General features: G+C 45.7%; 12 protein-coding genes. 7 read left to right on the top strand and 5 right to left on the bottom strand.

Annotated features, from left to right (window positions below):
* Positions 1-11 precede the first annotated feature (11 nt).
* Both CHH67_RS21720 and CHH67_RS21715 read left to right on the top strand, forming a co-directional pair.
* Complete coding sequence (locus CHH67_RS21720; RefSeq protein WP_095267467.1) at positions 12-704, top strand: response regulator transcription factor; 693 nt, start codon at positions 12-14, stop codon at positions 702-704.
* Positions 694-1785: a HAMP domain-containing sensor histidine kinase gene (locus CHH67_RS21715; protein ID WP_095267466.1), complete on the top strand. Its 1092-nt coding sequence runs from the start codon at positions 694-696 to the stop codon at positions 1783-1785. The genes CHH67_RS21720 and CHH67_RS21715 overlap by 11 nt, the downstream gene beginning before the upstream one ends.
* Before the next feature lie 254 nt (positions 1786-2039).
* On the opposite strand, the gene CHH67_RS21710 is transcribed toward CHH67_RS21715, so the two are convergent.
* From CHH67_RS21710 to CHH67_RS21695, 4 genes are all read right to left on the bottom strand, one after another.
* The gene (locus tag CHH67_RS21710) at positions 2040-3224 is read right to left on the bottom strand and encodes an MFS transporter (protein ID WP_095267465.1); all 1185 of its coding nucleotides are present in this window, start codon (positions 3222-3224) and stop codon (positions 2040-2042) included.
* Between the two features lie 189 nt (positions 3225-3413).
* Entirely contained in the window at positions 3414-3854 is a 441-nt protein-coding gene (locus CHH67_RS21705; RefSeq protein WP_095267464.1) for an Rrf2 family transcriptional regulator, read from the bottom strand.
* 288 nt (positions 3855-4142) lie between these two features.
* On the bottom strand, positions 4143-4337 hold the full coding sequence (locus CHH67_RS21700; RefSeq protein WP_095267463.1) for a hypothetical protein: 195 nt from the start codon (positions 4335-4337) through the stop codon (positions 4143-4145).
* A gap of 322 nt (positions 4338-4659) precedes the next feature.
* The gene (locus CHH67_RS21695; protein ID WP_176475585.1) at positions 4660-6066 is read right to left on the bottom strand and encodes an MFS transporter; all 1407 of its coding nucleotides are present in this window, start codon (positions 6064-6066) and stop codon (positions 4660-4662) included.
* 171 nt (positions 6067-6237) lie between these two features.
* Between CHH67_RS21695 and CHH67_RS21690 the strand changes: the two genes are divergently transcribed.
* Entirely contained in the window at positions 6238-6639 is a 402-nt protein-coding gene (locus CHH67_RS21690) for a MerR family transcriptional regulator (protein WP_095267461.1), read from the top strand.
* A 135-nt stretch (positions 6640-6774) separates the two neighbouring features.
* The gene (locus CHH67_RS21685; RefSeq protein WP_095267460.1) at positions 6775-7776 is read left to right on the top strand and encodes a zinc-dependent alcohol dehydrogenase family protein; all 1002 of its coding nucleotides are present in this window, start codon (positions 6775-6777) and stop codon (positions 7774-7776) included.
* 30 nt (positions 7777-7806) lie between these two features.
* Here the strand turns inward: CHH67_RS21685 and CHH67_RS21680 are convergent, their stop codons facing one another.
* Positions 7807-9000, bottom strand: coding sequence for an MFS transporter (locus CHH67_RS21680; protein ID WP_095267459.1), 1194 nt, complete (start codon positions 8998-9000; stop codon positions 7807-7809).
* Positions 9001-9097: 97 nt separating this feature from the next.
* Here CHH67_RS21680 and CHH67_RS21675 point away from each other — a divergent pair, with 97 nt between their 5' ends.
* The 3 genes from CHH67_RS21675 to CHH67_RS21665 all read left to right on the top strand — a co-directional run bounded on the left by CHH67_RS21675 (position 9098) and on the right by CHH67_RS21665 (position 12667).
* The gene (locus CHH67_RS21675; protein ID WP_095267458.1) at positions 9098-9973 is read left to right on the top strand and encodes a LysR family transcriptional regulator; all 876 of its coding nucleotides are present in this window, start codon (positions 9098-9100) and stop codon (positions 9971-9973) included.
* 685 nt (positions 9974-10658) lie between these two features.
* Complete coding sequence (locus CHH67_RS21670; protein WP_095267457.1) at positions 10659-11486, top strand: MerR family transcriptional regulator; 828 nt, start codon at positions 10659-10661, stop codon at positions 11484-11486.
* Positions 11483-12667 carry an MFS transporter gene (locus CHH67_RS21665; protein ID WP_095267456.1) on the top strand — a complete coding sequence of 395 codons (1185 nt, stop codon included), beginning with the start codon at positions 11483-11485 and terminating at the stop codon, positions 12665-12667. Before CHH67_RS21670 ends, CHH67_RS21665 begins: the two co-directional genes overlap by 4 nt.
* Positions 12668-12774: the final 107 nt, after the last annotated feature.

Here is a 12774-nt window from a genome sequence, read left to right as displayed (position 1 = left end):
GGTAAATCCGCATGAGCACGTATATACTCGTTGTTGATGATGATCCGGAAATACGGGATGTCATTCATATATATCTGCGAAATGAAGGATACGATGTAATTGAGGCAGAAAACGGTCATGAGGCTGTTGAATGTTTGAAGCGACAAGCATTTGATGTCATTATTATGGACATCATGATGCCAAACTTGGATGGAGTGCAAGCGTGCTTGAATATCCGGCAACAATCGAACGTGCCCATTATCATGCTTTCGGCCAGAACAGAGGATTTGGATAAAATTACAGGATTGTCGAGTGGAGCCGATGATTATATGACGAAGCCTTTTAATCCTTTGGAATTAGTGGCACGAGTGAAAGCACAACTGCGAAGAAATAGCATGTATGTGAAATCGGCACAGGAAGAAGATAACATTCAAATTGGGGGCCTCGTCATTGATCCCGACCGACACAAGGTAACGGTTGACGGAAGGGACGTTAAACTGACGCCGACTGAATTTGCCATTTTGGAGTTACTGGCTTCAAACCCCAACATTGTTTTCAATACGGATAAAATATATGAACGCGTTTGGAAGGACCCATCCTTGTCATATACCGAAAATACGGTCATGGCGCATATTCGCAACTTGCGGGAAAAAATTGAGAAGGACCCGAGAAAGCCGATGTATATTAAGACGGTTTGGGGAGTTGGATATAAAATTGAACAATAAATGGTTTCACAAATTAAACCTCAGGGAGAATCTCAGCTATCAAATTTTAGCGGCAGCTCTGGGCAGTGCCGCTTTAGCTTTACTAGTCATGTCAGTGATTGGCAGCTTGCTGAATGCGACGCCGTATGGATTCACTTTTTTTTACGTCCCGATATTCGCTTTTCTGGGCACCTTTTTTCTCTGCTTTTCCTTGTTCACCTATCGGATTCGAATGTATTTTCATGAAATAACGGATGGACTAAAAAAGATAGGCGATGCCAAACTGGATTACCGGATACCGGTCACAAGAAAGGATGAGCTAGGCGAGGTAGCCTTGGCAATGAACCGTATGGCGCAACAGCTTCAACAAACAATTGAACGGGAACGCCTTCAGGAGCAGATCAAAATGGAACTGATTACAGGTCTATCTCACGATGTCAGGACACCATTAACAAGTATTAATGCATACCTCGATCTGATTCGGACAGAATCTTTTAAAAACCGGCAGGAATATCAGCGGTTTGTAGATCATGCTTGCCGCAAGCTTGAACAGTTAAACAAAATTGTTGATCATTTGTTTGAGAACACCCGATTAATGAATCCGAATCTTCGCCTTTCCTTGCAGGCGTTAGATTTTCAGCACTTGGCCGAGCAAATCGTGCATGAGTTTGAGCCGCTGGCAAATGAAAAAGGGTTAGCGGTTACAACCAAATGGGAAAAGAAAAACGTGATTGTGTCCATTGATGCAGAAAAATTGGTCAGAGCAATAGACAATTTGCTTTTGAATGCATTGAAGTTTTCACATAGGCCCGGGACCATCAACATTAGATTGTACATGGTCGAAGATGGTTATGCTGTTCTAGAGGTTGAAAACTTTGGAACCCCGATTACAAAAGAGGACGAGCAACAGCTGTTTAATCGTTTTTATCAAGTCAGTCGTCATCTTGATCCAAAACTTCCTGCAGGTTCGGGCTTAGGTCTTTCCATTGTCCAGAATATCGTTGAGCAGCATGGAGGATATATTGCATTCGAGCACAACGATGGGCGTTTTGTTTTCTCAATACTTTTACCGATTGCAAAGTGCAGCTCAGAGCATCTTTAATGTTCTGCAATTAAAAACAACCCTTTCACTAATCAAGCCCGATGGGCACGGATACGATGTCAATCAAATAGATCAAATAAGGGCTGATAGGCGGGCATGTTCGTCCGTGCCACGACTTCACACTTTTATAAGATAACGAAGACACCGATCGTGATACTCCTGCACTCACCGTTAATGCGATCAAGACTCATAAGGGAGGGTATGGCAGTGACGCTGGCTAGCTGACTCTCACCGGACCTATCCGTGAAATCTAATTAAACGGTTTCCCTATTCTCATGCTGCCCAGCAGATGGTGTGTGTTGCATAGAAAAGGAAATCCACGCGGCAATCATGCCTAGAATAACCAGCCCCCCTCCAATCCAGGGGGTGACGGCTACCGAGCCTGCGGCATTTACAGCAACTCCTCCAAAACCGGCCCCCACGGCAATGCCAAACTGCAGCACCGAAGTATTTAAGCTTAAAGCCAAATCAGGAGACGCTGGTGTTTGTTGTATGAAATACGTCTGTAATGTAGGGGAGGTCATCCAAGCAGAGCCAACCCAGACCGCGACAATTGTGATTGTGGACAGCATCGCTATGTTCATAATGGGAAGGAGCAGCAAAGCAAGCGCATGAATGGACATACTGATCACAACCGTTTTGACAAGACCCCACCGATCTGCACCATAGCCTCCCAAGCGTGAGCCTGCCATCGCGAAAATACCTAGTATGAACAACGTAAGACTTACGGCAGCGGTATCCATGTTCACTGTTTCCCGAAGAAAAGGAATCAAAAACGTATACGTTATCGCATAACCGGCAATCCAGAATAACGTGATAAAGTAACCACTCACAATCTTACGGTTCTTAAATACCGCGAATTGTTGCTTGAAAGGTATGGCTTCACCACCGGCTATGGCAGGAATCAAGCGTACGATGCCAAGCATGACTATAAAGCTTGCAGTGGCCAATACAGCAAACGAACCTTGCCAACCGATCCAGCCGCTAAGCGCTACTCCAAGCGGCACGCCAAATACAAGCGATCCGCTGATTCCCATTGTCAGTGTGCCGATCGCATTGCCAAGCTTCTCCGGGGAGACGAGTTTGAAGACCGTGCTCATGGCAACAACGGTGTACACTCCACCGCTTACGCCTAATAATAAGCGCGAAACGAACAACATGATAAAATTTGGACTCCACCAAGCAATCAGGTTACCGATAATAAATAGACCTATAGCCGCAACCATTACTTTTTTTCGTTCCATACGCGCAGTCAGCATAACGACTAATGGTGCGCCAATGGCGTAAGCCAGAGCGTAGGCTGTCACTAACTGTCCGGCTAGCGCGATACTAACCTGGAGATCATACGCTACCATATCAACTACGCCTGCAATTATATATTCAGCCGTTCCTGCCAGGAAAGCCCCGATGGTCAAAAGTAAAATAATCAAACGATTCATTATAAAACTCCCTTTCGCATTTTATCAATACAACTAAACCAGTTACATTGATGGTCAAAATTTTTTGTCTAATCATTTTTTTATTAAAAAAAGACGTGTTCAAAAGGTGGCTGCTTGATCATAACGACAGCAAACCATCCTTTATCGCATTGAAAATTCATTACGTTTTGAACACGTTGAACACGCACACTATAATGAGGCTTGCGTAAGCGTTTCTTTTAATAAATCGGCTATCGAATATTCAGACAACTGATTCTTCATTGCATTCTCTGTTTTTCCATAAATCGTATTTAATGCCGGACGTATTCCCTTGGCGATGAGACAGGTATTGCTCGGGGTGCTGTGATGTAGCTCGAACAACGGCTTTTGCTCCACCGCTTCATATACCTGTAACAATGTAATATCTTCTGGACGTCTTGCCAGCTTCCACCCAGTATCTTTCCCCCCGTGTTTTACGGAGACAAGATGCGCCCTGCCAAGCATTCCCAAAATTCGACGGATAAATACGGGACTGGTGCCCACACTCTCCGCTATCCGATCAGAAGGAACATGCTCCGTATTCTCTTTACTCATTTCAGCAATCCAGGTCAATGCATGAAGTGCAACCGTAAATCTGCTAGCGACTGCCATTGAAATCCCTCCCAATAAAACCATTTTAGTTACATTGCTTGCGTATGTCAACGATAAGCGTTAACAAATGATGTATTCTATTAAAGGGATCAAGGTTCTGCATTTCAAAAATTCGCTATCATGCTGTACAATATGGCGCCAAGGAACTTAAGCTGTGGTCGAAAAATACAGGTGACGGAAATGATTTAGATTTTAGAGTCTGTTAGCTGACTCATGTTTGAAATATTGGATGGAGCACAAAAGCGTGGGGGCCTTGCAGGGGAATGTTTACAGAAGAAGCCTATTTAATCAGTCTCCGCCACCACCATCAGAACCGCTGTCGGCCCCAGGATCTGTATGATTTTTTTCACCAACTGAACTGCTGCCGACCGGACCAACATCGCCATTTAAGTTTTTTGAACGCATATTTCGATTGGCATACATGATAAATAACACAAAACCTGCACAAGCAAGTAAGACGAAAAACTTAATAATTGGGGGCATATTTATTACTCCTTTCGTTTAGGGCTTATTTTCAATGCAGCATTTAATGCGGTGCTTTGATCGGAATTTAAGTCAGGGAAACTTCTTCCCACTGTTCCACCGAACAGAATACAGTAATACTCGCTTGCTTGGAGACGGACACGATGCACGGGAGGGGGGGATGTATCTGGCGGCGAAAGTCGCCGCCAGCTGATTAACTCCGGCATGTTTGCGCGTTTCATATGCACATGCTCCCCTAATCGCACAGCGGTTTCATTAAATTATAGTATAAATGAGCCAAGCCATTCAAGCGGATGAATGATCTTTGGTGAGTCTGCCCTGGTCAATGTTTATACCGAAAAACGGCAAAGGTGATAACAGCTATTCCAAATGTAATTGCTGCGCTGGTCGCACCGACTACGTGCAGTCCGAAAGTAAAGGAATCATGGGTTGCGTTTAACATGTTGGTGCTTCCCATGACAGCAGAGCCCACACTTCCTAATACCGCAACTCCAAGTGCCATTCCAAGCTCCGTACTCATTTCAGATAAGGCAGAGGCTGTACCCGATTTTTCAGCCGGTGCCGACCCGACAACCAGATTTACACCGAGCGACTGAACCATACCTACTCCTAAGAACGAAATGACCAGACTTGTGATGAGCAACGGCAACCCGGCTTCCGTTTTAACCCCGTTTAAGAACAGAAATCCGACCACGGAGACCAGCAATCCGGATCCGACTACGAAACCCGGATTCATTTTCTGAGCGAGATTCGGGGCGAGCATCGAGCCGCAAATAACAGCGAATGCAGAAGGGAGAAGCCATAAGCCGGCTTGTAGGGGTGATAATTCCAACACCAACTGCAGAAACTGTGTGGCAAAGAGATAAACCCCGCCTATAGCCAAATTGCATAATAACAAAACGGCTAATGCAGTACTGAACGGCCGCTGTCGGAACAACTGCAAATCCATCAACGGATTCGGCAAACGCCTCTGTCGAAGTACGAATATCAGACCGAGCAGCAATCCGACCACAATCGAAACCAGAGGGAGCGCATTCAATCCGGATTGGGCTATGTTTTTGATTCCGAAGATGAGCGCCATAATAAAAGCCAATGATAGGATCACACTAGGTAGATCTAGCCGAACCGTCAGCGCCCCCCGATATTCAGGAAGTAAGAACGGAGCGGATACCAGCAGCAGTATGGTAACAGGAACTGCTAACAGAAATACCGATCCCCACCAGAAGAATTCAAGCATGATCCCGCCTGCCATCGGACCAATGATAGTCCCCACTGCAAAAGAACTCATCCATATACCTATCGCAATGCCTCTTTGCCTCTCTAGTTTGAACATATGTCCTATTAAAGAAAGGGTGGAAGGCATGAGGGCTGCACCGGCGACTCCCAAAAAAGCACGAGTTGCAATCAGCATTTCCGTGCTATTGGAATAGGCTGCAAGCAGTGAAGCGATACAAAACGAAATTGCCCCAAATACGAGCATTTTTCGATGTCCAACGCGGTCGCACAAATTTCCCATCATCATTAAAAAACCGGCTACCATAAACCCATAAATATCGACAATCCATAACGACTGGATACTGCTCGGATTCAAATCCTGGGTGATATGCGGAAGCGCCATATACAGAACGGTCATGTCCATGGCGAGAATCAAAACGGGCAGCGTGAGCACTGCAAGCCCCATCCACTCTCGTATCCCCGCTCGGTCCGTGTTCCTATTCAAGTTGTTCATCGTCTTCATCCCTTTACGAAATTGTGATAAACTCACCTTAAAACATGACACCGTGTTAGGGTCAATCCCCGAAAGCAGAATCTTGACCCTGACGTAATGTCATGCTTTACCATCTAATGAAGATACCAATTCTTTTGGAGAAAGAGCAGGATAAGAAAGGAATTGAAGACGATGAGAATCGGAGAGTTATCGGAGAAAACGGAAGTGAGCATTCGATCGTTACGCTATTACGAAGAAAAAGAACTCATAAAACCGCAACGTTTGGAAAATGGATATCGCGAATATCAACAATCGGACATCGAACGGGTGAAGACTATTCAGCTGTTACTGGATATCGGCTTCAGCACAGACGAAATTAGTCCGATATTAAACTGTTCATCGGATTCACCTTCGCCGACCGAGATATTTGAGATGGCACCCGCTCAATGCGCACCGAAAGCAATATCGATGTATAGTGAAAAATTAAGAAACACGCAGGAACAAATCAAAAAATTGAAAGAAACCGAAGCAAAATTAAGCCATCTGCTTTCTTATTGGCTAGAGGTTGAAAACAACCGACAGCTCCAAAGCTAAATCCCCCTCACGTTCCCATTGTTCACTATGCATACAGGACTTATCGAAACGACAAAACCGTATACCGCTGCAAATTTTTTACATCGGTACTATTTGACGAGAAAAATTTCAAATAAACAAGGACCAGGAGGATGTATGAAAGCAAAATGTATTAAATTCTGTAAGTTTGGAATTCCTCAAGATGTCCTGAAAGTCGAGAACAAAACCATTGAAGATCCAAGGGACGGAGAAGTCTTGGTGCGCATGATCACCCGTCCGATTAATCCATCAGACTTGATCCCTATTAGCGGGGCATATGCTCACCGAACCTCGTTGCCAATGATCCCCGGTTATGAAGGGGTGGGTTTAATCGTGGAGGTAGGTCCGTTCGTCAGTAGACAACTTGTTGGCCAGCGTGTTCTGGCGCTGCGAGGGGAAGGTACTTGGCAGGAATATGTGAAGACACCGGCAGCGTTTGCTGTTCCAATACCCGATTCGATGGAGATTCACTTAGCGGCTCAGTCATATATCAATCCATTAACTGCGTGGCTTGCCTGCCAAGAAATATTAGCGTTAAAACCGGATGATGTGGTGATAGTCAACGCCTGCGGATCCTCCATTGGCCGCATATTCGCACAGCTGTCCAAGATCATCGGTTTTCAGCTGATTGCCGTTACGAGGAGCGGCATTTATACCGAGGAATTGCTGCGGCTCGGCGCTTCTTTTGTGATCAATACAGCCGTCATGTCCTTGCATGAAACTGTGATGGAGTTGACGAAAGGGGTTGGCGCAACTGCTGCAATTGATTCCGTCGGCGGGTCATCGGGCACAGAGCTGGCTTTTTGCGTGCGGCCCAACGGAATTTGTTTAAGCATTGGACTTTTATCAGGCGCGCAAGTCAACTGGGCAGACATTACAAGTAAAGCCAAAGTCAACGTTAAGATGTTTCATTTGCGACATTGGAACCAACAAGTATCCGTACAGACGTGGCAAGAAACATTATCGCATCTCATTTCGTTGATCGCTGATAAAAAACTGACACTTATGAAACCCGCATCTCACTTTAATCTAATGGACATCAAAGAAGCGGTGCGTGTTGCTTCAAGCTTCGAATACTATCAAGGTAAGATCTTCTTAACCAGTGGCAACGTTAAATAAATGAGCGATGGAACCGATAACGTCAATCGCTCATTTATCGCAAGCTATCTGGGTAAGCGTGTCATCATAGTTGCAGGGCTGTTTCTCACGCGAAGTAAATGAATATATCGCTGTAGCTAACGCAATGAGGACAACCATTCCGCTTAGCCAACCCAGATGCAGCACGGATACGTTGTCAATCACTACACCTCCCAGAGCGGCACCTGCTGTCATCCCGATATTCATCAATGCCGTATTAAAGCTTAAGACGGTTTCCGAGGCTTGCGGCCTTAATGAGATCAAATAAAACTGGCTGGCAGGCGTGGTCGTCCATGCCGCTGCTCCCCAGATCATCAAGATCACGAAGACACCGAGCGATGTCCCCTGCATCACCGAAAGTGCAATCAAGGCTGCCGCATGTAACAGCAGACTTATAAATATCGTGCGAACGGGCCCCCACTTATCCACGGCATACCCGCCGAACCGCGCCCCGATAAAGGCAAACACACCTAGAACGAACAACGCCGTACTGATCCCTTCGATAGAAAAGCCAGCCAAACGGGCCAGAAATGGACCAATATAGGCAAATATCATCGTGTAACCGAGAATCCAGAACACAGTGATCAACAAACCCGTAATCAAAGGTTTGCTTCGCAGCAAATGCAATTGCTGTCTCCATGGCGTAGGTTCAGTTCCATCCAGCTTCGGAATGAATCGATAAAGCAAAAGGAAGGTGACCAGCGTTATGACCGCAATCGTTAAATAAATGTATCGCCAGTCCATATAGGCAGCCATCAGCGTTCCGAACGGCACCCCGAGCACCAAAGATACCGAAAAGCCCGTCATCACGATGGCGATTGCGTTACCACGTTTATCCGGTTGTGCAAGCCTGGCTGCATAATGTGTGGCAATGACGATATACAGCCCGCCGCTCATCGCTAAGACAATACGTGAAAACATCAGGAGGCCGAAATAACTGCTAAAGAATGCGATCAGGTTGCCCGCTATAAATGTAAGCATGGCGAATAGTAACACTCGTTTACGTTCAAACTTGGATGTCAGCATGACTAGAAAAAGAGCCCCGAAAGCATAAGAAAGCGAAAAAAACGTAACTAATTGACCGGCAGCGGCGATCGATACATCCAGATCCTCCGCGATCAATTCTAAAATGCCGGAAACGACAAATTCGGCCGTACCCGTTACAAACGCGCCTAATGCAAGTAAAAAAATTGCGAATCGATTCATTATCTCTCTTCCCTTCTCATGATCCTGCCCTTATTTTAAACAGTGTGTTAAGATTAGTAAAATTAATGTTGTTCATATAGGAGATGAGCAAAAGATCATGACTATTGCCCGTTTCGAAGTGTTTTCCAAAGTGGTTGAATTGGGGAGTTTCACAAAAGCCGCGGATCAATTGAATATGACGCAATCAGCTGTCAGCCATGCGATCGCTAACTTGGAGTCCGAATGGTCTACAACGTTGCTGATTCGGGATAGGAAGAATGGACTACTGCTTACGGAGGTAGGACAAAGAACGATTGTTCACATAAGGGAAATACTAAACCGAATGGAAATTATCCAGCAGGAGATCGCACGAGCCGCGAAATTAGAGGTTGGAACGATCCGCATCGGTACGTTTGCCAGTGCTTCGGCCTGCTTGCTGCCCAAAATCCTGGCTAATTTTCAGAAGCAGCATCCTAAAATCGAGTTTCGCTTTTTTGAGGGAACGTATGAAGAGATAATAGAATGGTTATCTACTGGTGTGATCGATATCGGGTTCGTCGTACAGCCAGACGCGAAATCAGCCGTCGAATGGATTCCGCTGGCGAAAGACGAGATGGTTGTTGCTTTTTCCAAGGGACATAAATTTAACCAGGATGATGTCGTCCCGGTTCGGTCTTTGCAGGATGAACCGTTTATTATGCCGACGGGAATGTACCAGTCCCATGTTCAAGAGATATTTCAGCAAGCGAAGGTGGCGCCTTGTATCCGTTTCGAAGTGAAGGACTGCAATACCATCGCCAATATGGTACAAGAAGGGCTTGGTATTACCATTGGTCCTGCTCTGTTTTTGAAGACACAACCCAACCTTCAAATCAGGCGTTTGGATGTGGAGCATTGGCGAACTGTCGCCCTTGCTTGCCCCTCGATTGCCGCTTCCTCTCCTGCCGTAAAAGCTTTTCTTGCTGTAGCCAGCCATGTTTTGAATAAGTCTTAAAAACAAAGGAAAGCATGAAGGTCGATGCGATTTCTTTATTACTGTATTCGGTATAGAGGTTGGCAATGGGTAATCGTCCGTGTTGTCATTAGAAAAATACCCGACTATAACCCGCAAGATGGATACTTCAAATCTGACTCCCTTGAGGGTCACCTTTGTTTTTATCATTATATTGAACAGCTTGGGCTACTGGATTAGAATCTTCAGATTGAAAGTTGAATTTCCTGCAGCGAGCTTGAACCGACTGATTTCACTAACTCTGCAAAAGCTTTATATGCATAGCTCAAATACTTGTCTTTTGTTCTGATCAAACCAGTCTCGATATATTTATAAGGATCAGGAACAGGAGTAACATGCAGATGCTAATATGCCCCAGTCAGCACCGATTCGTGGCTGTTAAACCTTCCCTTACACTACTCTAGGCTTGTTTACACATACATCGGGGTCGATCCACTTTGACGGAAGACATGCCAAAAAACGAGTTCAATGAATCGTATTGAAGATTGAAGCAGACGGTAGTCCGAGAATTTTTTATAAATGCTCGAACCTTTTTCAACAGCATTCCACAGTCAAGTAATCCTGAAATCTTTCATATTCGCATCACTTCGGAACAGATAAACCGTTGACTTTATACCTGACTTGAGGGTGTATACTCTAACTCATCAATAAGAAAGAAGGTGGGACAGTGTTTAAAATTAGCGAATTTTCCAACCTGAGTCGTATACCGTTACAAACGCTGCGCTATTACGATCAGATTGGCATTTTAAAGCCGGCCGCAACGGACGAGGTGACAGGGTATCGGTATTACAACGCGGAACAATTATTAAGAGTCAATCGAATCGTCATTCTTAAGGATTTAGGATTTAGTTTGCAGCAAATCGCACAGCTTTTGCAAGAAGACGTTTCGGCTGAACAGATTCGTGGTATGCTGAGGCTCAAAGAAAGCGAAATCGAGCAGCGGCTTAGTACGGAACAATCTAGGCTTGCACGGATCAAAGAGCGTATGCAGCTTTTGGAACATAAAGGGAAGATGGATAAAGAATTGGAGGTCGTTGTGAAGCGGGTTGAGTCTATGCAAATGGTCACTTACGCATCTGTAGGAACTGTTGACGAAATTCCAAACCTTTTCGGGATTTTCGATCGTCTGCTGGATAGCCGGACCCGTTCCGCTCTATCCGGTCCGCAGACAGTGTTGTGGAACGCATCCGGTGGCGCGGCACATGAGTTTGAGCTCGAGGTGGGATATGCCGTGAGATCGGAAACATTAAAGCTGCCTGAGCATCTACAATTTCGTTTCCTGTCACCGGTGACGTTGACCACGTTGTTATTCCGTTCTGATGCCGTATACTTGGAGACGGCATGTGTATATCTTGCTGAATGGATTGAGCGGCGGGGCTGCACTATTCGCGGCGATCTGCCTGGCAGAGAAACCTATGTACCTTTGGCAGGGGAATCTGGGGTTAAACTGATCGAAATCCAAATTCCGATAGTAGATCAAGAGGGTCTCTCATGAGCAATAAGTGGATCGTTAATTTGCTTGCGCTGGCGGTGTTTCTTATCGGTACTGTTGAATACATCATCAGCGGCATTCTTCCCTTAGTAGCGAGTGATCTCGGAATTACAACTTCTGCTGCTGGGATGCTCGTCACGGCATTCGCCCTCTCAGCTGCGGTCGGTTCCCCCATCTTGATCGCAGCAACGATCCGAGTGGACCGTAAGAAAATGCTTATTGTCATGCTCGGAATTTTTATTTTTAGCAGTATCCTGGTATATTTTAGTCCTTCGATTGAGCTGATGCTGTTGACACGGGTGATCCAAGGGCTTAGTGGAGGTGCAGCCACTGTTATCGCCATGGCTGTCGCTACGCGTCTGGTCGATGAGCGGAATCGAGGGCGAGCGATTGGCACGATCTTGATGGGACTTAGCAGTTCACTCGTTCTCGGCGTACCTGTTGGCACGTTTTTAAGCGAAGCGCTAGGATGGAGAAGCCTATTCATCATCGTTGGCCTGCTAGCTGCGATCCCTATGATTGCTGTCTACACCAGAGTTCCTACCATTGCAGAGCAACGAGCCGTGACGCTCGGCATGCAGCTGTCTGTTTTGAAGGATAAAAAGATTGTTTTGGCGGTTTTTATAACGCTTTTTTATATCGGTGGTTACTCCGCACTATTTACGTATATAACACCATTCCTGCAATCAAATTTCGATCTCTCGGCGACGGGGCTGTCCACCATTCTGTTATTGGCAGGAATTTGCAGTTTTATCGGTTCAAGATTCGGAGGGGGTGTAGCGGATAGGAGGGGGCCCAAGTTCACCATCTATGCCGGACTTTCCTTTCAGGCTGGAACGCTGCTACTGCTGGCCTGGACCAATAGCTTGATCTATGTTGTCATCCCCTTGATCATGGTATGGATGGCGGCAACATGGATGACTTCCCCGGCCCAGCAATTATATTTGGTTACCCAGGTGAAACAATCGCCGGATATTGCACTCAGCATCAATACGTCGTTTATTCAATTTGGCTTCGCGCTCGGCTCCGGAATTGGAGGATGGGTAATTAATAGCTCCTCTGTAGATGATCTAGGCTGGTCCAGCCTACTCATGGCATTGGCCGCCCTGTTGTTGGCGGTATGGTTATTTAGCTATGATCAAAGAACACGTCGTGACACAGCGTTTGGTAAAATCAGACTCTAATTGCCAAAAGTAATTGAAATAAATTTCACAATCACGTTCCTCTCACTTATAACACCTAATTGTACGAAAAACCGTACCTAGTACGAAAAAAGAGCGTACTTTTCAAA

The organism is Paenibacillus campinasensis (genome assembly GCF_002272015.1).
Lineage (GTDB): Bacteria > Bacillota > Bacilli > Paenibacillales > Paenibacillaceae > Paenibacillus_AQ > Paenibacillus_AQ campinasensis.
Note: the sequence above shows the minus strand (reverse complement) of the source record. Positions and strands in the feature narration are given on the sequence as shown.

Bases quoted from the DNA above. Each gene is read 5' to 3' on its own strand.
- CHH67_RS21665 (WP_095267456.1), top strand. From the start codon at position 11,483: ATGAGCAATAAGTGGATCGTTAATTTGCTTGCGCTGGCGGTGTTTCTT.
- CHH67_RS21705 (WP_095267464.1), bottom strand. From the start codon at position 3,854: ATGGCAGTCGCTAGCAGATTTACGGTTGCACTTCATGCATTGACCTGG.
- CHH67_RS21690 (WP_095267461.1), top strand. From the start codon at position 6,238: ATGAGAATCGGAGAGTTATCGGAGAAAACGGAAGTGAGCATTCGATCG.
- CHH67_RS21680 (WP_095267459.1), bottom strand. From the start codon at position 9,000: ATGAATCGATTCGCAATTTTTTTACTTGCATTAGGCGCGTTTGTAACG.
- CHH67_RS21700 (WP_095267463.1), bottom strand. From the start codon at position 4,337: ATGCCCCCAATTATTAAGTTTTTCGTCTTACTTGCTTGTGCAGGTTTT.
- CHH67_RS21720 (WP_095267467.1), top strand. From the start codon at position 12: ATGAGCACGTATATACTCGTTGTTGATGATGATCCGGAAATACGGGAT.
- CHH67_RS21675 (WP_095267458.1), top strand. From the start codon at position 9,098: ATGACTATTGCCCGTTTCGAAGTGTTTTCCAAAGTGGTTGAATTGGGG.
- CHH67_RS21685 (WP_095267460.1), top strand. From the start codon at position 6,775: ATGAAAGCAAAATGTATTAAATTCTGTAAGTTTGGAATTCCTCAAGAT.
- CHH67_RS21710 (WP_095267465.1), bottom strand. From the start codon at position 3,224: ATGAATCGTTTGATTATTTTACTTTTGACCATCGGGGCTTTCCTGGCA.
- CHH67_RS21695 (WP_176475585.1), bottom strand. From the start codon at position 6,066: ATGAACAACTTGAATAGGAACACGGACCGAGCGGGGATACGAGAGTGG.